Genomic DNA, 19,950 nt, shown 5'->3' on the forward strand with positions numbered 1-19,950 from the left:
CGGGTTTATTAACTGTAACGCTTACAGTAATGTACGCTAGCGCGAGTTGAACAGTGGGGTTTGAGGCGATGACGGCGAACAACGAATCGGCGAAACGGCGTCGCATCCTCGTCATGGGCGCCAGCGGCAATGTCGGCGCCTGCGTCACCCGGCACCTGGTCGCCCGTGGCGACGATGTGCGGGTGCTGCTGCGTCGTTCGAGTTCCACCAAGGGCATCGACGGGCTCGACGTGCAGCGACATTACGGTGACATCTTCGACACCGAGGCCGTCGCCGCCGCCATGGCAGACCGCGAGGTGGTGTATTACTGCGTTGTCGACACCCGCGCGGAACTCCGTGACCCGGCACCGCTGTTTCGCACCAACGTCGAGGGGCTGCGCAACGTGCTGGAGGTGGCTGCCAATGCCGACCTCGACAAGTTCGTCTTCCTGAGCACCATCGGCACCATCGCGGTGGGGCGCAACGGCGAAACGGTCGACGAGGAGACACCGTTCAACTGGGCCGACCAAGGCGGCGCCTACATCGCCTCCCGCCGCGAGGCCGAGCGGCTGGTGCTGTCCTACGCCGCCGACCGTGGTCTGCCGGCCGTCGTCACGAACGTGTCCAACCCCTACGGCCCGCCCGACTGGCAGCCGCGCCAGGGCATGCTCGTCCAGCTCGCGGCGCTGGGCAAGATGCCGGCCTACGCGCGGGGGGTGGGATCGGAGGTGGTCGGCATCGACGATGCCGCCAGAGGCCTGATCCTGGCCGCGGAACGGGGGCGGATCGGCCAGCGCTACATCATCTCCGAGCGGTATATGAGTCAGCGCGAGATGCTCACCATCGCGGCTCACGAGGTCGGGGCAACGCCGCCCCGCTTCGGCATACCGATGGCGGTGTTGCATATCGCTGGGCAAGTCGTCGGGGCACTGGGCGCGCTGTTGCGCCGCGACTTCGCGTTCACCGCAACGGGTGCCCGGCTGATGGCGTTGACGTCGCCCGCCGATCACAGCAAGGCCACCCGCGAACTGGGCTGGCACCCCGAGCCGACCGAGCGTGCGATTCGCAGTGCCGCACGGTTCTACGTGGAGCGGAGCAAGACATGATCCCGTTCGTGGTCCGGCGTGACGACGGCTTCGTGCCCAACGCCATCGCGCACGGCGGGTGGGGGCCGACGCTGGGCGGACAGGTGGTCGGCGGGCTGCTGGCCCGCGCTGTGGAGCAACACGTCTCCGACGACGACCTGCAGCCGGCGCGGCTGACCGTCGAGATCCTGCGCCGGGTGGCATGCGAACCACTGCGGGTCACTGCGTCGGTGGTCCGCGCCGGGTCGCGGATGCGCGCGGTAGACGCCGCGATGACGCAGGACGGCGAGCTGGTCGCCCGCGCATCGGCACTGTATCTGCGGCGCGGCACCCAGCCCGGCGGCGAGTTCTACACCACCGAGGTCACGATGCCCTCGGTGCCGGAGGAGCCGGCGCGCTTCGACGAATCCGTGCCGATGTTCATCCAGACGTACGGCAACAACGACGGCGGCCGCTTCCCGTGGCAGCATTCGGGACCGCGGTACGCCTGGATACGCGAGATCCGAGATCTCGTCGACGGCGAAGAACTGACCCCGTTCGTGCGGGCGGCGATGGCCGTTGACGTCACCGCGTCGCTGACGAACTTCAGCACCACGGGGTTGGCGTTCATCAACGCCGACTACACCCTGACCCTGAGCAGGTTGCCGGTCGGCCCCTACATCGGGCTGGCGGCGTTGACCCACTACAGCGATGCGGGCGTGGCGACCGGAAGCGCCGCCCTGTTGGACAGCTGCGGCCCGATCGGCAACGGTGTATCGACCGCCGTCGCGAACTTCAACTTCGATCCGAGCCGGGAGAGCCCCGCGGCAGGCTAGGCGATAGCGCCGGACTCCTTCAGCTTTTCGATGCGGTCCCAGTCGATCCCGAGTTCCATCAGCACCGTCTCGGTGTGCTCGGATGCCTGCGGGGCGCGAGTGGTCTCCAGCGGCTCGTGGTTGAACTGCACCGGGCCACGGACGACTTTGAACGCCGGCCCGCCATCGCCCGCGTCGACCTCGACGATCATGTCGTTGGCGATCGCCTGCTCGTCGGAGCCCAGGTCCACCAGGCTCTGGAATGGCGCCCACTGGCCCTTCATGGTCTTGAGGTGCTGACGCCAGTATTCGAAAGGCTTCGCGCCGATCGCGGCGACGATCAACTCACTGGCCGCATCGGCGTTCTCCATCAGCGGCAGCACGTCGGAGAAACGGGGGTCGTCGGCGGCTTCGGGAATGCCGAGGTGCTCGAAGGTGTCCCGAATGTATCCGGTCGGGCTGACGATGCACAGGTTGATGGTGCCGCCGTCGGAGGTGGTGTAGTTGCCCAGGAACGGATTCGCCGGGGAGCCACCGGATTGCGGCATCAGCGAACGCATGGCTTCGCCGGTCTCCATCCCCTGGGTCACGCTGGCGCCGGCCGCCCACCACGCGGTGGACAGCAGCGAGACGTCGACCTCGAGAGCTTCCCCGGTGCGTTCCCGATGCAGCAGCGCGGCGGCGATACCGCCGGCGATGTTCATGCCGCCGACCGAGTCGCCGAACGCGGGAATCCCCTGGGACAGCGGCGCCCCCAGTTCTTCTGGGCTCAGCGCGTGGCCCACTCCGCTGCGGGTCCAGAACGCGGTGCCGTCGAAGCCGCCGATGTCACGCTCCGGGCCCTTGTCGCCGTACGCGCTGCCGCGCGCGTAGATGATGTTCGGGTTCGCGGCACGAATGTGCTCGACGTCGAACCGGTTCTTCTGCCTTGCCCGCGGAAGGTAGTTGGTAAGGAAGACGTCTGCGGTCGCGGCCAGTTCATAGAGCACCTGCTGCCCGTCGGGGGTCGAGACATCGATGCCGACGCTGCGCTTGCCGCGGTTGGGATGCTCGATCAGCGGATGCCGGTCGGGGTCGAGTTCGAAACCGCCCATCCGGATGAATCCGCGCTGAGTGTCGCCGCGCACCGGGTGCTCGACCTTGATGACGTCGGCGCCCCAGTCGGCCAGGATCGCCCCGGCCGCCGGGACGAACGTGAACTGCGCGACCTCCAGTACCCGGAAGCCGTCCATGACCTTGATCAACCCGGCACGCTCCTGACATCCGACCAATTGGAGTATTCTACTGTAATGGTTACGGTTGGGCATCCGAAAGACGCCGGCGTGGTCCGGGCCACGAGTGTCGAGATCGGCAAACGCGCCGCGACAGCCGCCGAGTCGCGGATGCTCATTGACGGTGAGCTGGTCGGGGCGGCCTCAGGCGCGGAGTTCGACAACATCAGCCCCGCCACCGGGCGGGTGCTGGGCACCACCGCGGCCGCCGATGCCGCCGACATGGACAGGGCCGTCGGCGCGGCCCGCCGAGCGTTCGACGACACCGACTGGTCGATCAACAGGGAACTGCGCAAGCGATGCCTCCAGCAGTTGCAGTCCGCACTGGAGTCGGAACAGGAGGAGTTGCGCACCGAGCTGATCGCCGAAGTGGGCTGTCCGGTGATGACGACCCAACTGGCACAGCTGGATTGGCCGCTGGCCGACGCATTGCGCTATCCCGCCCGGCTGATCGATGAGTTCGAGTGGGAGCGGCCGCTGCAGGGTGGCGGGCTGTTCGGCGAGCGCAATATGCGCACCGTGGTCAAGGAGCCGGTCGGAGTGGTGGCGGCCATCACCCCGTCCAACTTCCCGATCGAGGTGATCCTCAACAAGCTGGGGCCGGCACTGGCGGCCGGCAACACCGTCGTGCTCAAGCCCGACCCGAACACGCCGTGGAACGCCACCCGGCTGGGGCGGCTGGTCGCCGAGCACACCGACATTCCCGCAGGCGTGCTCAACGTGGTGCCCACCGGATCCAACGAGGTGGCCGGTTTGCTCGGAACCGATCCCCGCGTCGACATGATCTCGTTCACCGGATCCACCGCCGTAGGCAAGCTGCTGGCACGCCAGAGCGCCGACACCATGAAGCGCACTTTCCTTGAACTGGGCGGGAAGTCGGCGCTGATCGTGCTCGACGACGCCGACCCGGCCAAGGTGATCCCGGGTGCGGTCGGAGTGTGCGTGCACGCCGGACAGGCCTGCGCGGCAACCACCCGGATGCTGGTGCACACCTCGCTCTACGACGAGGTGGTCGCCGCGGTCACCGCGGCGTTCGCGGCGGTGACGGTCGGTGACCCGGCGCTGCCGCAGACCCTGGTGGGACCGCTGATCAGCGCCGCGCAGCAGCAGCGGGTGCTCGATGCGATTGCACAAGCCCGCCGCGATGGCGCCGAGATCACCACCGGTGGTGGGGACGTCACGGATCTGCCGGGTGAACTGGGGGGTGGGTACTACGTGCGGCCGACGGTGATCGTCGGCGTCGACAACAGCGCGGCCATCGCCCAACAGGAGGTGTTCGGTCCGGTGCTGGTGATCCTGCCGTTCGGTGATGACCACGAGGCGGTGCGGATCGCCAACGACAGCGCCTACGGGCTGGCCGGCGCGGTGGTGTCGGCGTCGAGCGAGCGGGCCATGGCCGTGGCCCGCCGGGTGCGGACCGGGGCCATCGGCGTCAACGGCGGCATGTACTACGGCGCCGACGCGCCGTTCGGCGGCTACAAGAGCAGCGGCTGGGGTAGGCAGTGCGGGATCGAGGGGTTCTCGCAGTATCTGGAGACCAAGACCATCGGCTACCGCAGACCGCGGGGGGCGTAAGGAAACCCCGCGGTTGGATCATCGACTGTGCGGTCTGGGTGGCCAGCGTCGGTGTGTCGCGTACCAAACCGCACAGTCGGCGGCTACTTCGGGGTGAACGTCACCGGCAACGCACGCGGGGAGCGGAACGGCTGACCGTAGATGTGCGGGTTGTCGTCGGTCGCCAGGGCGATGTCGCCGAGCCGGTCCAGCAGGCACTCCATCGCAACGCGCATCTCCATGCGGGCCAGATGCAGACCCATGCAGGTGTGCTCGCCGGCGGCGAACGTGATGTGCGGAATCCATTTGCGGAAGATGTCGAACTCCTCCGAGCGCTCCCACCGGGTCTCGTCCCGGTTGGCGGACCCGATGCAGACATCGACGACGGCGCCGGCGGGGATCGCCACTCCGGCGACCTCGGTGTCGCGGATCGCGGTGCGCTGCACGGTGGTCAGTGGGGTTTCGTAGCGCAGCCCTTCCTCGATGGCGGCGCCGATCAGGTCGTGGTCGGCCCGTACGGCGGCGAACTGTTCGGGATGGGTCAGTAGCAGATAGAGCAGGTTGCTGGTGGCCCGGTAGGTGGTCTCCAGCCCGGCCGGCAGCAGTAGCCGCAGGAACGAGTAGATCGCCTCGTCGCTCAACTTCTCGCCGTCGATCTCGGCAGTGACCAGATCGCCGATGATGTCTGCGGTCGGGTGCGATTTGCGCTCGTCCATCTGGTCGAGGAAATAGTCCTTCAACGCCGCCGACGCGCTGAATGCGCGCTCGTGGTCGACGGTGTAGCTGATCAGCTCGATCGCTCGCTGCCGGAACCACGGTAGGTCCGCTTCGGGGAGGCCCAGCAGCTTGGAGATGACCCGGGTGGGGAACTCGAAGGTGAAACCGGCCACCAGATCGGCGGAGCCGGTGTCGATGAACTCATCGATCAGGGCGTTACAGACGGGCCGCACCACGTCCGGTTCCCAGTGCACCAACGATTTCCGCTTGAAGGCCGAGGACACCAGGTTGCGGTGCTTGCGGTGCGGCTCGCCCTCCATCGCCAGGATGGTGGGCCCCAGGAACAGGCCGATCGTCATGTCGTAGATGCGCGAGTTGAACGATTCCGCCTCGCGGAACACCTGGTTGACTGCTTCAAAAGAGACAGCGGCGAACGACATCTTCGGTCGCAGGGATTCCGGGGTCTTGGAGTAGTCCATGACCGTTCCGGGGAAGATGCCCGCCTCGCGGCGCTTGGCCTCGAAGTACGGGTACGGGTCCCGGATGAAGCCGGTCGGCTTGTCGAGTGCGGTGGCGGCGCCGTCAACCTGGCTCTCCACGACTGGTCTCCCGTCTGGCTGAGAAGAATACTGTAAGCATTACAGTAAATGATCACACATACCTGCGCCACCCTCAGGCCAGGCTGACCGGCATCCGCTTGATGCCGTGCACGAAGGTGCTCTGCAGGTACTCCGGCTCGCCGAGCGTGACCTCGGGCAGCCGCGTCAGCAGCTCGTAGAACAGGTGGCGCAACTGCATCCGGGCGACGTGGGTGCCCAGACAGTAGTGCGCGCCGCCGCCGCCGAATCCCAGGTGCGGGTTGGAATCACGGGTGATGTCGAACTCGTGCGGCCGGTCGAACACCGCCTCGTCACGGTTGGCCGAGCAGTAGAACAGTGCGATCTTCTCGCCGGCCTTGATCTCGGTCCCGGCGACTTCGGTGTCGACCACGGCGTGACGGGCGAACGCGAGCACCGGTGTCGACCAGCGCACGAATTCCTCGACCGCCCCGCCGATCCGGTTGTCGAAGTCGGCCAACAGCCAGGCGCGCTGTTCGGGGTGATCGATCAACGCCTTGAACGCGTGCGTGGTGGTCTGTTTGGTGGTGTCGTTGCCCGCCGAACCCAGCAGCACCATGAAGGAGCCGAGTTCTTCGTCGGTGAGCCGGTGGCCGTCGACCTCGGCGTTGACCAGTTCGGTCATCAGGTCATCGTGCGGCTCGGCGCGACGGCGCTGCGCCAACTCGACGCCGGAACCGGCCAGCACACCCAGCTGCGTCATGACATGCACGGCCCGCTCCTCCAGCGAGGCGTACTCGTCGTCGCTGCCGCTGAACAGACATTCGGCGGCGTAGGCGACCTTCTGCTGGTCGGCGGGATCGATACCGATCATGTCGGAGACGGTGCGCATCGGCAGCTGGCCCGAACAGCTTGCGACGAAGTCGATCTGGTTGCCGGTGTGCAGCTGCTCGAGCAGGTCGTCGACGATGCGGCGGGCGTTGGTCTTGATCTGCTCCTCGATGCGGCGGACCTGCCGCGGGGTGAAGCCCGAGCTGATCAGCTTGCGGTAGCGGGTGTGCTCCGGTGGGTCCATCGCCAGGAAGAACGTCATGTTGCGCTGGATCTCGGCCGGCATCGGATCGACGCTGACCCCTTCACTGGAACAGAACAGCTCCTCGTGCTGGCTGACGAACTTGACGTCGGCGTGCCGGGTCGCCGCCCAGTAGCCGGTCTCTTCGTGGGGGAATACGGCCGGTATCGGCCGGTGCCAGCTCAGCCCCGGTTCGCCGCGCAACATCGCGAAACTCTCATCGCGGGAGCGAAAGTCATTGCCCCAGAAGGCTGGATCCGAGATATCGAGCCGGTGGTAGGGGCGCGGCGAAGTGGGCGGGCTGGCAGGTGAACTCAGGGTCATGTCGTCCTCTCGGCTCAGACGGTGATGGGGGTGCCGGCGGTGATCGCGGTGATGAAGCCGCCGTCGACGGCGATGTCCTGACCGGTTATCCAGCCGGCCTGCGGCGAGCCGAGGAAGTCGATCAGCGGCACGATGTCGTCGACGACGCCGTGCCGGCCGACGGTGTCGCGCACGGTGTCGAGCACTTCTTTGCCCATCGACTGCTCGAAGTCGGCCAGGATCGGGGTCTCGACCGGGCCCGGGCTGACGGTGTTGATCCGCACCCCGTACTTGGCGTGCGCGGTCGCGGCCAATCGCTTGGCGTACAGGATCATCGCCTGCTTGGAGGAGGTGTACACCGGGAACGCCGGATCCTGGCCGGCCTGCCAGCGCAGCACCGACTCGGCATCGGTCGCGTCGAGCAGCCCGTTGAGCGTCTCGATACGCTGCTCCCAGCCCAGCGCGGCCGTCGAGGCCACCGCGACCACCGCGCCGCCGGGGCGCAGCCGCGGCAGCATGGCCTCGATCATCAGGCGCATGCCCAAGTAATTGATGGTCAACACGTCCGCGGCCGATGCGGTCCCGGGTACCCCGGCGACGTGGGCCAGCAGGTCCCAGCCGTCGCCGATCCCGCCGGTGAACTCGGCGATGGCGCCGGCATCGCGTAAGTCGCAGCAGGCGTGCTGCGACGCCGGGGTCTGCTGTGGGCGCACGTCGACGGCGAGCACGAAATCGCCACGCTGGTGAAAGTGCGCGGCCGTCGCCGCGCCGATCCCCGATCCGGCGCCGACGACCACCACCCTGCGCTGAGCGTTGCTCATTCTCGCCAGCTTTCTGGTGAACCCGAAATGTCGACAGTAAGCTCGACTGTAACGAACTCGGGGGCTCCCGACAATGCTACGGTTGGCCCTCCGGACCACCCGCTGAACTCCCGGCAGGGGCGGCGCACGACGCAGGAGGAGCCGAACATGACCGACACCATCGGGTTCATCGGCGCAGGCAAGATGGGCGAGCCGATGGTGCTGCGCCTGCTCGATGCCGGCCACCGCGTGCAGGTGTATGCACGCCGGCCCGATGTGCGCGAGCGCCTGGCGGCGGCCGGTGCGGTGCCGGTGGAATCGGTCGCCGCGGTCGGTCGCGAATCCGACCTCGTGATCAGCTGCCTGTTCTCCGACGCCCAACTGCTCGAGATCGCCGCTGGTCCTGACGGCCTGCTGGCCAACGTCAAGCCCGGCACCGTGGTGGTGTCGCACACCACCGGCACGGTGAGCACTCTGACCGGACTGCTCGAGCAGTTCCCCGCAGGGCCGGTGCTGGCGGACGCACCGGTCAGCGGCGGCGCCCACGACATCGCCGCCGGGAAGCTGACGGTCCTGCTCGGTGGCCCCGGCGACGCGGTGGCTCGCGCCCAGCCGGTGCTGGCCGCCTACGCCGACCCGGTGATCACCACCGGTGCTCTGGGCACCGCCTTGAACCTCAAACTGATCAACAATGTGCTGTTCGCCTCCAACGCCCAACTCGTGGCGGCCGCCGTCGAATTGGCGAAGAACCTCGGGGTGCCCGAAACCAGCCTGTTCGCAGCGCTGGAACACTGCAGCGGCGGCAGCCGGGCTGCGGGATACGTGCAGTCGGCCGGGGGCGTGGAGGACTTTGGCAAAGTCGTTGCGCCCTTTATGCGCAAAGACGTGGCAGCGTGCATCGAGGCCGCCGCGGACCGCGGTGTCGAGCTCGGGCAGCTGCGTACCGTGGCCGAAACCGGGCCGCTGGACCTGTCGTGACCGCGCCGGCGGCCGGCGAGATCGCCGACCTGCAGAACCTGCTGGCAACGCAGCGGCAATCGTTCGTCGCCGACGGGCCGCCCGATGTGGACGTCCGGCATGGCCGCATCGACCGGTTGCTGGCCCTGGTGCTGGACAACACCGACGCCTTCGTCGACGCGATGGCCGCCGATTTCGGGACCCGGTCGCGCGCGGCGTCGCTGTCCACCGAACTGGTCGGCATGATCCCGGTGATCGAGCACACCAGATCCCATGTCAAGCAGTGGATGCGGGCCGGAAAGTTGATGCGGGCCGCACGGCTGGCCGGGTTGCGAGCCGAGGTGCAGCCCAGCCCGCTGGGCGTGGTCGGGATCATCGGCCCGTGGAACTTCCCGCTGCAGCTGGTGGTGCTGCCGGCGGCGGCGGCATTCGCGGCGGGCAACCGGGTGATGATCAAGATGTCCGAAATCACCTCGCGCACCGCCGAGTTGATGAAAGACCTGGCACCGAACTACTTCGATGACCACGAACTCGCCGTCGTCACCGGCGGCGCCGACGTGGCGGCCGCGTTTGCGGGGCTGCCGTTCGACCACCTGTTCTTCACCGGGTCGCCGTCGGTGGGTGCGCTGGTGCAACGCGCCGCGGCCGAGAACCTGGTCCCGGTGACACTGGAACTCGGTGGCAAGAACCCGGTCGTGGTCGCTCCGAACGCCGACGTCCGGCGATCGGCGAAACGGATCGCGTCGGCCCGGATGGTCAACGGCGGTCAGGTCTGCGTATGCCCCGACTATGTGCTGGTGCCCGAACGCGACATCGACTCGTTTGTCGAGGTCGCCCGGCAGACGCTGCGGGAGATGTTCCCGACCATCGTGGCCAACGACGACTATTGCTCGTCGGTCAACGGGGCCAACTTCGACCGGGTGCTGGCCCTGATCGACGACGCCCGCGAACGCGGCGCCAGGGTGGAAACCATCGCGCCGGAAGCGGAATCGCTGCCGGATCGTGGCTCCCGCAAGATCGCCCCGACCATCGTTCGCGACGTCGACGACACGATGCGGATCGCCGAGGAGGAGATCTTCGGGCCGGTGTTGATGGTGCAGGGATACCGCACCGTCGATGAGGCGATCGATCAGATCAATGCGCGTCCCGCGCCGCTGGTCGCCTACTGGTACGGCCCCGACGACGGCAGCTTCCGGGATTTCGTGCGGCGCACCCGTAGCGGTGGCGTGGCCCGCAACGACTTCGCCGCGCAGATGATCCCGTCGGCTGCCCCGTTCGGCGGTGTGGGGCGCAGCGGGATGGGCGCCTATCACGGTAAAGCCGGCTTCGACGCCTTCAGTCACTACCGGACGGTGGTCGGCTCAGACCTGCCGTTCAGCCTGACCGGATCCGCCGCGCCGCCGTTCACACCCGGGATGCGGTTCTATGCCGATGCGATGTTGCGCCGGGCACGCAGCCGGACCCACCGGCGGCTCAAGCGCGGCTAGCCCTGCTCGGCCTGCTCGCGGGCCCACCGGTAGTCGGCCTTGCCTGCCGGGCTGCGTACGATCTGCGGCCGGAAGACGATCGCCTTGGGCAGCTTGTAGCGGGCCAGCGATCCGCCGGCGTGCTCGATGATCTCGGCCGCCGTGGCCGAGGCCTGGTCGGCCAGGGCGACCACGGCCACCACCTCCTGACCCCAACGGTCGCTGGGCCGGCCGGCGACCACCACGTCGACCACGGCCGGATGCGACGCGATCGCCGTCTCGACCTCCTCGGCGAAGATCTTCTCCCCGCCGGAGTTGATCGTCACCGAATCCCGGCCGAGCAACTCCACCGAGCCGTCGCCCAGATGACGGGCCCGGTCACCGGGAACGGCGTAGCGCACCCCGTCGATCACCGGGAACGTCGCCGCGGTCTTGGCCGCGTCGCCCTTGTAGCCCAGCGGGACGTAGCCGCGCTGGCCCAGCCAGCCCAGACCGTCGTGGCCGGGTGTCAGCACCGAACCGAGATCCTCGGCCACCACACAAGTGTCCGGCCCGGCGCCGAAGGTCCCGGTCGAGACCGCGCCCGACGTCGACATGTGGCGCATCTGGGCGCCGGTCTCCGAGGAGCCGACCCCGTCGATGACCATCGCCCCGGGCAGCGCCTCGACGATCTGCTGCTTGACGTGCGGCGTCAACAGCGCGCCGCCGTTGGCCACCACCATCAGCGACGACACGTCGGCCTCACCCCGCTGGATCGCCGTGATCAGCGGCCGGGCCATCGCGTCACCGACCACGGTGACCGACAGCACCTTCTCCCGCTCAATGGTGCGCACCACGTCGTCGGCATCGAAATGGTCGACAACCGAAGGGAAGACCAGGGTTTGGCCGGTGTTGATCGCGGTCATCACCGCCCACTGCGCGGCGCCGTGGATCAGCGGCGGCAGGATCATCAACTTCACGCCGGGGTTCTCCCCGGCCGGCCCCACGATGTCGTCGATGGAGCCGACCTCGTCGCCGGTCATCAGGTTGCGGCCGCCGAACGAGCCCATGAAGATGTCGTGCTGTCGCCACAGCACGCCCTTGGGCATCCCGGTGGTGCCACCGGTGTAAAGCACGTAGAGGTCATCGGGGTCCGGCTGCACCGGCGGCGGTTGCGGCGAGCTGTCCGCCAGCACCGTCTCGTAGGCCACGGCGCCGTCGAGCAGGGCGTTGCCGGAGTCGTCGGCGATCTGGATCAGCACCCGCAGTTGCGGCAGCTCGGGAAGCACCTCGGCCAGCGTGGGCGCGAACCTGGCGTGATACACCAACGCGGTGGCGCCGGAATCGGCCAACAGGTAGGCCAGTTCGTTGCGCACGTAGCGGTAGTTGACGTTGAACGGCGCCACCCTGGCGCGGAAGCTGCCCAGAAGGGTCTCGATGAACTCGTTGCCGTTGTAGGCGTAGATCCCCAACAGGTCCTGGCCGGTCTGGTGTCCGAGCAGGTCTGATCGCGCCGTGTGGCAGCCCAGCCCTTGCGCATGCAGGTACGCCGCCAACCGGTTGGACCGCTCGAGGATCTGGGCGTAGCTGAAGCGCCGATCGCCTTGGACCACCAGGTCGCGGTCCGGAATCGCCGCGGCCACCGCGTCGATGACCTCTGGAACGGTGAATTGGGTCAAGGGCGCCACGTGCGCATCAGCTCCTCGGTGGTGGTGATCGTCGCCAGCAGGGACAGGGTGTTCTTGATCATCGCAGCCCCGTACTCGGCCGGCACACCGGCTACCGCATCTCGGGGCAGCACCACCCGGTAAGCGGCGTTGACCGCATCCATCACCAGATTCGGGATGGCCACGTTCAACGAGACGCCGGCCACCACGATGGTCGAAATCCCCAAGTTGCGCAGTACCGCATCCAGATCGGTCCCGCCCATCGGTCCCACACCGTGGCAACGGCTCAGAACCAGATCCGATGGCTCCGGCCCGAATTCGGGCAGCAGGCCGGCGCCGGGGCTACCCGGATCGATGCTGACGGCGCTGCGTCCCGCGGCGAACAGTCGTGCATTGTGGCTGGAGCCCCGTCCGTCCGGCCGTCGGTGTACCAGGCAGTGCACCACCTGTACTCCGGCGGCTCTGGCCACCGGCAGCAGCCGTGCGATGTTCGGACACGCTTCGCGGCGGGCCTCATCAGCGAGTACCGGCAGTCCGGCATCGACTCCGACGACCGCTCCCTGCAGCTCCTGGGTGATGATCGCGGTGTGTGCGGGTGCCACCAGCTCCGCGAGCGTGACACCCATGTCAGCGCGATGACAGGGCCGGCTCGGCCGGCGGCGTGTCGTAGAACTGCGTCGCCCATTTGCGCAGCGTCATAAACGGTTTCGCGTCGACCTTGGACAACGCCGGATGCTCGACGTAGCGCTGGTAGCGCCAGATGCCCAGGTCGTCCTCGACGGTGGACAGGAACTGCTCTTCGACCCGGGCCCGCACGTCCTCCGGGGGCGCCTCCGATTCGTCGCCGGGAACTCGGGGCCACCAGATCGAATAGAACAGGTCCGAGCGGCCCTCGTCGACCGGGGTGCACGTGAAGATCAGCCGATGCTGCTGCACGCCTTCGAAGATGCTGATCGCCCCGCCGAGCCCGAACAGATGGGAGTGGAAACGCAGCGCCATCTGATCGGGGTCGTCGCTGTTCACATCGGGGAAGCCGGCGACGAAGTGCCACTCCCGGTCGGTCATCTTCCACTCCAGCAGCCTCGGTGTCACCGTTGCGTGGTGCACGTACTGGAAATGCGCGCTGTCGGCTGCGTTCTCGGCGACGATCTGCGGATGAACCGGCTCGTCGGCCAGTCGGCGGGAGAACTCCGGATACGCCCGGTAGTAACCCTCGGGGCCGGTGGTGAACTGCGGGAACTTGCCGAAGATGTCCGGCATCTCCCACCCGGGCTCAGCTCCGTCGGGATGGTGCCAGACAAACACGCAGCCGTACTGCTCCATCACCGGATAAACGCGAAGGCGCAACGCCTTGTTGGGTCGGTCCGGCTGGTACGGGATGAACTTGTTGCAGCCGTCGGGTCCCCACTGCCAGCCGTGGAACGGGCATTCCACCCGGTCTTCGACGACCTTGCCGCCGTGGCCGAGGTGGGCGCCGAGATGCTTGCAGTGCGCCTCCATCACGTGCAGCTCCCCGGACTCGCCCCGGTAGGCGACCAGATCCTCACCGAAATAGTGCAGCACGCGGGTCTTGCCGACCTCGAACTCGGGTGACCAGCCGATCATGAACCAGCCGGTGACTTTCCAGGTGAACGGGACCTTCATTTCGTGTTCTCCCGCGGGCGCATAACTGAATACCGTACCGTAAACCCATCGGTAGAGGAACCCGAAACTTGGAGGCTGCCACAGCATGGCCCATTCCGTTGCGGCCGCGGACGTGTCACACCCGGGCGGAGCCGCGGAGCACTTCGACGCACTGGTCATCGGGGCGGGATTCTCCGGGCTCTATGCCTTGCATCGATTGCGCGAACTCAACGTGCGCACCCGAGTGCTGGAGATGGCCGATTCGGTCGGGGGTACCTGGCTGGTCAACCGCTATCCCGGAGCCCGTTGCGACATCGAGAGCATCGAGTACTCCTACAGCTTTTCCGATGAGATCCAGCAGGAGTGGGTCTGGACGGAGACGATGCCGGCCCAGCCGGAGATCGAGGCATACCTGAACTTCGTCGCCGACCGACTCGACCTGCGCCGCGATATCGCTTTCCACGCCAAGGTCGTTGCGATGACCTTCGATGCCGACGCCGCGGTGTGGACGGTGACCACCGAAACGGGTGAGCAGTTCGTCGCGCCGTTCGTGGTAGCCGCCTCCGGCATCCTGTCGGTGCCGTTGGAGCCCGATATCGCCGGCATGAGCAGCTTCGCCGGGACTTCGCTGCACACCAGTCGCTGGCCGCGAGCCGGTGCCGACCTGACCGACCGGCGGGTGGGGGTCATCGGCACCGGATCCACCGGAGTGCAACTGATCCCGGTGGTCGCCCGAGATGCCGGTCAGCTCTATGTATTCCAGCGTTCTCCGGCCTTCACACTGCCCTGGAAGGTGCGGCCGTTCGGCCCTGGCGAATTGGATGCGCTGAAGGCCGACTACGCCCGGATCCGCGCCGCCCAGCGAGAACACCCGGTCGGTGCCGCGCGGTTGTCGGCCTTCTCGGTGCTGCTGGACATGCTGGGCCGCCCGCCGGTCAAGACGGCGTCGCGCGACGAGCAACTCCGGGCAATCGAGGAACACGGCGTCATGGGGGCGCTGAACTGGGGAGACCTCTTCTTCGACATCGACGCCAATCGGATGGCCGCGCAACTGTACGGCGAAGCCATCGCCCGCATCGTGCGCGACCCGGCGACGGCGGCCGCGCTGGTGCCGAGCCACCCGTTCGCCTGTAAGCGACCGATCATCGACCAGGGCTACTACGAGACGTTCAACCGCGACAACGTGACGCTGGTGGATCTCCGCACCGAGCCGATCAGCGCGGTCACGCCGACCGGGATACGGACCGAGCGGGACCACTACGACCTCGACGTGATCATCTACGCCACCGGTTTCGACGCCATGACCGGTGCGCTGAGTCGCATCGATATCCGTGGCCGTAACGGGGTGTTGCTACGTGATGTCTGGGCCGAACAGGGGCCGGTGTCTTATCTGGGGCTGCAGGTCGCCGGGTTCCCGAATCTGTTCACCGTTCAGGGTCCCGGCAGTCCCAGCGCGGCAACGAATTTCGTCGCCGCTCTGGAGCAGCACGTGGAGTGGATCGGTGACTGCATCGCCTACCTGCGGGCCAACGGGTACCGCACCATCGAGGCGTTACCGGCCGCTCAGACCGAGTGGATCGACCACACCACCTCGTTGGTCGCGCCGACCGTGCTGGTTCACCCGAGCTGCAATTCCTGGTACAACGGCGGCAACGTTCCCGGCAAGAAGCGGATGTATATGGGATACACCGGAGGCATTCCGGAGTACCGCCGCCGCTGCGACGAAATCGCCGCCGCCGGTTACAGCGGTTTCAAACTCGGGTGACGACGATGGGGTCGACGCAACGGGTACCGCAGATCATCCGGGGACTGGGTGGGGTGCTGCCCCGATCGGTCCGAGCGCTGCAGACCTCAGCGGACTGGACGGCGGCCTCGCCCCGCGGGATGCGTCAACTGGGGGAGGTGCTGGTCGACGAGCTGACGCTGACCGGCATGACGCTGCTTGCTCCGGCCCCGGTGCTGGCTCGCCCGTTGTCCGAGTGTCTGGCGGCCGCCGACGAGCTGTCCGGGCTGGGTATCGACGGGGCGCACACCGCGCCGGATCCACTGCGGGTGGCGACGATTCGTCGGCGCCGGGTGGCAGGGCTGACCGTCGAGCAGCTGAGGTTCCGGCACGATCCCGGGCTGCCGCCGTCGCTGGCGGAGTTCGCCGGTCCGGCGAGCGCGGCAGTCGTGGTGTGCCGCCACCGCGGCGGCCCGCGCCCCTGGCTGGTCTGGGTGCACGGAGCCGGTCAGGGCAACTGGTCGGATCTGCTGGTAGCGCGCGTGCAGCGGCTGCACCGGCTGGGTTTCAACATCGCGCTGCCGGTCCAGCCCGGCCACGGCGTGCGTCGCCGCGCCTGGCCCGCCTACCCCGGACATGATCCGCTGGCCAATGTCGCCGGGATGATGCGCGCGATCTCCGAAGTCCGTGCGGTGGTGCGCTGGGCGACGCCGCAGGCTACCGCCGTGACGGTGGCGGGTGTGTCGTTGGGCAGCCCGGTCGCCGGGCTGGTGTCGCACCTGGAGTCCGGCGTCGACGCCGTTGCGGTCTACACCCCGATCGCCGGGCTCAACTCGATGATCGCGCACCATCTGTGGCGGTGGGGACCGGCGGGGCTCTCCGTCGCCGACGCGTTGCGCTCGGAGACGGCCGCGGCATTGATGTCGGTGGTCGATCTGTTGGCCACCAATCCGAGACCGGCTGCCGATCGCCGGCTGATCGTGGCCGCGCGCCACGACCAGATGGCGTATCCCGAACCCGCGGTGGCCCTGCATGACCGGTGGGGCGGCCAGTTGTTCTGGCATGATGGCGGCCACGCCGGACATATCTTCTCGCGGCGGGTGCAGGCGGAGACCGAACGGTTTCTGTCGCAGATCGGAGCTGGCCGATGACGGCGTTGGCGATTCCCTCCGGCATCGACGCTGTGACACCGCAATGGCTGACCGGGGCACTGTGTTCCTGCGGCACCATCGCCGACACCGCTGCAGTCACCGGGGTCTCGGCTGAGCGGATCGCCGAGGACACCGGGTTCTCGGCGTTGTTGTATCGGCTGCGGATCACCGGAAGCCAGGGGCTGCCACCGAGTTTGATCGTCAAGCTGCCCGCCCAGTCCGAGGCCAGGGGGGCCATGGAGATGCTGGGCGGCTACCAACGTGAACTGTCGTTCTACCAATCGGTGGCGGGCAGGGCGCCACTGCCGACGCCCCGGGTCTACGCCGCCCTGATCGACGGCGCCGATTTCGTGCTGGTGATGGAGGACCTGGCGGACTGGGTCAATGCCGACCATCTCGCCGGACTCTCAATGCGACAGGCCCGCGTGGCGATCCGGCAGTTGGCCGGTTTGCATGCCTGGTCGGTCACCGCCGCCGACTCTGATGCGCTCGCGGTCTTTCCCAGCCTGGACACGCCGGTGGTTCGTGAGCTGCTGGTTGCGGCCTTCGGAATCGGATGGCAGATCTACCGCGACAAGTCCGCGGCCCCAGTGCCCGCTGCGGTGGCTCGGTATGCCGAGCGGTTCACCGAGTTCGCCCCGCAGGCGTTGGTGGCGCTGACAGAACGCCGGATGCTGCTGCACGGCGATATCCGTGCGGACAACATGTTCTTCGACGGCGACGCGCTGAAAGTCGTCGACTACCAGTTCGCCTCGCTGGGTTGCGGCGTCGCCGACATCGGATATCTGGTCAGCCAGGGGCTGCCGGTGCAGGACCGCCGCGGCCACGACGAGGAACTGGTGCACGACTACCTGGCCGAGCTCGCCGCGCGCGGCATCACCGACTACGGTTTCGACGAGGCGTGGCGGCACTACCGGATGGCGGTGGCGTATCTGCTGTTGTTTCCCGTCCTTGCCCTGATCGGCTGGGACACGATGCCGCAACGCTCCCGCGACTTGTGCCTGACGCTGACCGGCCGGGCGGTGGCGACGATTGACGACGTCGATGCGATCGGGGCGTTTGCGTGAGCAGCAGGGTCCGCAGCGCCCGTGAGGTGGTGGAGCTGTACAACCTGGTGGTGTGGAACGAGCGCGATTTCGCGCTCGCCGACGAATTGATCGGTGACGTCGTGGTGCGACACGAGGTGGGCGAAGCGCACACGCTGACGCATGACCAGGCGGTTGCGCGGGTGGTGGATCACTGGAAGCTGTTCGACAAGCTGCGTTTCGAACTCAACCTCGTCGTCGCCGGCGACGACGGCGAACATGTCGCCATCGTCTACCAGTCGCCGATGACGCTGACTGACGGGACTGAAATGACCGTCAGCAGTATGGAGGTGTTCCGCGTGGTCGACGGGAAGATCACCGAGGTGTGGAACTGCGGCTACAAGCAAGGGGTTTGGGCATGACCGACCGGGTACTCGACGAACTGGGCTACTACCTGCTGGCCGGCGCCGGTGGCGAAGGGCCGGCTGCGCTGATGGACGAGGCCCGCCGTGGCGAGCAGCTCGGCTTCGGTACCGCGTTCATCTCCGAGCGCTGGAACGTCAAGGAGGCGTCATCGCTGGTTGGGGCGGCTTGCGCGGTCACCAGCAGGATGCAGATCGCCACCGCTGCCACCAATCACAACACCCGTCATCCGTTGATCACGGCGTCGTGGGCGACCACCATGCACCGGCTGTCCGGCGGCCGGTTCACGCTGGGCATCGGCCGCGGCGTGGCGGCCATGTATGCCGCGTTCGGCATCCCCAGCGTCACCACTGCGCAGATGGCCGACTTCGCGGCTGTGATGCGGCGGCTTTGGCAGGGTGAGGTCATCTTCAACCACGACGGGCCGATCGGTCGTTATCAGGTGCTGTTTCTGGATCCGGACTTCGACGAGAACATCAGGCTGGCGCTGGTGGCGTTCGGCCCGAACACGCTCGAGCTGGGGGGCGCGTTGTTCGATGACGTCATCCTGCACACCTACTTCACTCCGGAAACGTTGCAGCGCAGCGTGAAGACAGTCAAGGACGCCGCGGAACGGGCCGGTCGCGATCCGGACAGCGTGCGGGTGTGGTCGTGTTTCGCCACCGTCGGCGATCACTTGCCCGAGGAGTTGCGGCTGAAGAAGACGGTCGCGAGGCTCGCGACCTACCTGCAGGGCTACGGCGATCTGATGGTGCGTACCAACAACTGGGATCCCGCTGTGCTACAGCGGTTCCGGGAGGATCCGGTGGTGACCTCGATCGCCGGCGGCATCGACCACAAGGCCAGCGCCGATCAGATCGAGCACATCGCCACCCTGATCCCCGACGAGTGGCTGGAACCGGCGGCCACCGGTTCGGCGCGGCAGTGCGCTGACCGGATCCGAGCGGAGTTCGGCTACGGCGCCGACGCGGTGATCATGCACGGCGCCACGCCCGACGAGTTGGAGCCAGTGGTGCGCGCCTACCGCGAGCTCGTGCCCTGAGCCATCCGCGCTGCTGCGCGAGCGTGCGCAAACCCGGTGATGTGTTCGGTGTGTCGGCCGGGGACGCGCACACTCGCCGGAGAAGGCGCTCAGTCCAGGCCGCCGCGGATGGTGTCGAACGCCTCGCCCAAGGCCTGCGGCAGCGCCAACTCCTCGTCGCCGAGCCAGTGTTCGTAGGCGCTCAGCGCAACCCCGAGCATCATCCACGCCACCGTCTGCGGCCGCAGGTCGACCGGTGCCAACCCGGCTCGGCGTGCCACGAACTCGGCGATGACACTGCGCCAACCCGCGTACATCGTCATCGAATACGCCTGCAGTTCGTCGGTCTGCAGGATCACCCGCATCCGGCGGCGATGCCGTGCCGTCTCACCTTCGTCAAAGGTGTTGAACGCCAACAGCGCCGCGCGCAGCGCATCACCGAGTGGGGCTTCGGGCTCGATACCGTCCAGTAACTCGCGCAATTGGCGCAGGTGGGCATCGAAGTCGCCCCACGGGATGGCGTTCTTCGAGGGGTAGTACCGAAATAGTGTGCGGCGGGCGATCCCGGCGGCCTGCGCGACGTCGTCGACACTGACCTCACTGAAGCCGCGGGTGGCGAACAGGTCGATCGCCACGTGGGTGATGTGCTCCCGCGTGGTGGAGCGGCGACGGCCGACGCGCGCCTGCGCCTGCGACTCGGTCCCGGCCACTTTTCTCCCGACCCACTTCCATATCGGCACTCGATGCCATATTCTGTCCGGGATTGTGACCGATCCGACAGTG

General features: G+C 67.5%; 18 protein-coding genes. 10 read left to right on the forward strand and 8 right to left on the reverse strand.

All coding sequences use genetic code 11. The annotated features are described in order from the left end of the window. Positions 1-68 precede the first annotated feature (68 nt). The gene (locus tag ACAG20_RS10845; protein ID WP_041318678.1) at positions 69-1,085 is read left to right on the forward strand and encodes an NAD-dependent epimerase/dehydratase family protein; all 1,017 of its coding nucleotides are present in this window, start codon (positions 69-71) and stop codon (positions 1,083-1,085) included. Beyond that, positions 1,082-1,879, forward strand: a complete 798-nt coding sequence (locus ACAG20_RS10850; protein WP_013830292.1) for a thioesterase family protein — start codon at positions 1,082-1,084, stop codon at positions 1,877-1,879. Before ACAG20_RS10845 ends, ACAG20_RS10850 begins: the two co-directional genes overlap by 4 nt. Here ACAG20_RS10850 and ACAG20_RS10855 read toward each other — a convergent pair. Beyond that, entirely contained in the window at positions 1,876-3,090 is a 1,215-nt protein-coding gene (locus tag ACAG20_RS10855; RefSeq protein WP_041320171.1) for a CaiB/BaiF CoA-transferase family protein, read from the reverse strand. The genes ACAG20_RS10850 and ACAG20_RS10855 overlap by 4 nt on opposite strands. Positions 3,091-3,147: 57 nt before the next feature. Between ACAG20_RS10855 and ACAG20_RS10860 the strand changes: the two genes are divergently transcribed. Next, complete coding sequence (locus tag ACAG20_RS10860; protein WP_193465102.1) at positions 3,148-4,704, forward strand: aldehyde dehydrogenase family protein; 1,557 nt, start codon at positions 3,148-3,150, stop codon at positions 4,702-4,704. An 83-nt stretch (positions 4,705-4,787) separates the two neighbouring features. On the opposite strand, the gene ACAG20_RS10865 is transcribed toward ACAG20_RS10860, so the two are convergent. The 3 genes from ACAG20_RS10865 to ACAG20_RS10875 all read right to left on the reverse strand — a co-directional run bounded on the left by ACAG20_RS10865 (position 4,788) and on the right by ACAG20_RS10875 (position 8,153). Continuing rightward, positions 4,788-5,999: a cytochrome P450 gene (locus ACAG20_RS10865; protein WP_013830289.1), complete on the reverse strand. Its 1,212-nt coding sequence runs from the start codon at positions 5,997-5,999 to the stop codon at positions 4,788-4,790. Positions 6,000-6,072: 73 nt separating this feature from the next. Then, positions 6,073-7,353, reverse strand: coding sequence for a cytochrome P450 (locus tag ACAG20_RS10870; RefSeq protein WP_041318675.1), 1,281 nt, complete (start codon positions 7,351-7,353; stop codon positions 6,073-6,075). Between the two features lie 14 nt (positions 7,354-7,367). After that, positions 7,368-8,153 carry an SDR family oxidoreductase gene (locus tag ACAG20_RS10875; protein ID WP_193465104.1) on the reverse strand — a complete coding sequence of 262 codons (786 nt, stop codon included), beginning with the start codon at positions 8,151-8,153 and terminating at the stop codon, positions 7,368-7,370. A 147-nt stretch (positions 8,154-8,300) separates the two neighbouring features. Here ACAG20_RS10875 and ACAG20_RS10880 point away from each other — a divergent pair, with 147 nt between their 5' ends. Together ACAG20_RS10880 and ACAG20_RS10885 are read left to right on the forward strand one after the other, a co-directional pair. Then, positions 8,301-9,110, forward strand: coding sequence for an NAD(P)-dependent oxidoreductase (locus tag ACAG20_RS10880; protein ID WP_193465105.1), 810 nt, complete (start codon positions 8,301-8,303; stop codon positions 9,108-9,110). 38 nt (positions 9,111-9,148) lie between these two features. Beyond that, positions 9,149-10,576: an aldehyde dehydrogenase family protein gene (locus tag ACAG20_RS10885; protein WP_370492524.1), complete on the forward strand. Its 1,428-nt coding sequence runs from the start codon at positions 9,149-9,151 to the stop codon at positions 10,574-10,576. On the opposite strand, the gene ACAG20_RS10890 is transcribed toward ACAG20_RS10885, so the two are convergent. From ACAG20_RS10890 to ACAG20_RS10900, 3 genes are read right to left on the reverse strand one after another with little or no spacing between them, the layout of a single operon-like run. After that, positions 10,573-12,222: an acyl-CoA synthetase gene (locus ACAG20_RS10890; RefSeq protein WP_370492497.1), complete on the reverse strand. Its 1,650-nt coding sequence runs from the start codon at positions 12,220-12,222 to the stop codon at positions 10,573-10,575. The two genes, ACAG20_RS10885 and ACAG20_RS10890, sit on opposite strands and share 4 nt — an antisense overlap. Beyond that, a complete protein-coding gene (locus ACAG20_RS10895; RefSeq protein WP_370492498.1) occupies positions 12,210-12,827 on the reverse strand; it encodes a cysteine hydrolase in 618 nt (205 codons plus the stop codon). The genes ACAG20_RS10890 and ACAG20_RS10895 overlap by 13 nt, the downstream gene beginning before the upstream one ends. 1 nt (position 12,828) lies before the next feature. After that, positions 12,829-13,845, reverse strand: a complete 1,017-nt coding sequence (locus ACAG20_RS10900) for an aromatic ring-hydroxylating dioxygenase subunit alpha (protein WP_370492499.1) — start codon at positions 13,843-13,845, stop codon at positions 12,829-12,831. Between the two features lie 85 nt (positions 13,846-13,930). Here ACAG20_RS10900 and ACAG20_RS10905 point away from each other — a divergent pair, with 85 nt between their 5' ends. Genes ACAG20_RS10905 through ACAG20_RS10925 form a run of 5 tightly spaced genes read left to right on the forward strand, consistent with a single transcriptional unit; the run spans position 13,931 to position 19,188 of the window. After that, the gene (locus ACAG20_RS10905) at positions 13,931-15,589 is read left to right on the forward strand and encodes a flavin-containing monooxygenase (RefSeq protein ID WP_370492500.1); all 1,659 of its coding nucleotides are present in this window, start codon (positions 13,931-13,933) and stop codon (positions 15,587-15,589) included. A 5-nt stretch (positions 15,590-15,594) separates the two neighbouring features. Continuing rightward, positions 15,595-16,698 carry an alpha/beta hydrolase gene (locus ACAG20_RS10910; RefSeq protein WP_370492501.1) on the forward strand — a complete coding sequence of 368 codons (1,104 nt, stop codon included), beginning with the start codon at positions 15,595-15,597 and terminating at the stop codon, positions 16,696-16,698. Beyond that, positions 16,695-17,765 carry a phosphotransferase gene (locus ACAG20_RS10915; RefSeq protein ID WP_370492502.1) on the forward strand — a complete coding sequence of 357 codons (1,071 nt, stop codon included), beginning with the start codon at positions 16,695-16,697 and terminating at the stop codon, positions 17,763-17,765. Before ACAG20_RS10910 ends, ACAG20_RS10915 begins: the two co-directional genes overlap by 4 nt. Next, the gene (locus ACAG20_RS10920; protein WP_370492503.1) at positions 17,762-18,145 is read left to right on the forward strand and encodes a nuclear transport factor 2 family protein; all 384 of its coding nucleotides are present in this window, start codon (positions 17,762-17,764) and stop codon (positions 18,143-18,145) included. Before ACAG20_RS10915 ends, ACAG20_RS10920 begins: the two co-directional genes overlap by 4 nt. Next, positions 18,142-19,188, forward strand: coding sequence for a TIGR03857 family LLM class F420-dependent oxidoreductase (locus tag ACAG20_RS10925; protein WP_370492504.1), 1,047 nt, complete (start codon positions 18,142-18,144; stop codon positions 19,186-19,188). The genes ACAG20_RS10920 and ACAG20_RS10925 overlap by 4 nt, the downstream gene beginning before the upstream one ends. An 89-nt stretch (positions 19,189-19,277) precedes the next feature. Here ACAG20_RS10925 and mftR read toward each other — a convergent pair whose 3' ends face one another. Next, entirely contained in the window at positions 19,278-19,877 is a 600-nt protein-coding gene (gene mftR, locus ACAG20_RS10930; protein ID WP_370492505.1) for a mycofactocin system transcriptional regulator, read from the reverse strand. Positions 19,878-19,950 lie beyond the last annotated feature (73 nt).

The sequence above is a fragment of the Mycobacterium sp. pW045 genome, assembly GCF_041287085.1.
Taxonomy (GTDB): domain Bacteria; phylum Actinomycetota; class Actinomycetes; order Mycobacteriales; family Mycobacteriaceae; genus Mycobacterium; species Mycobacterium algericum_A.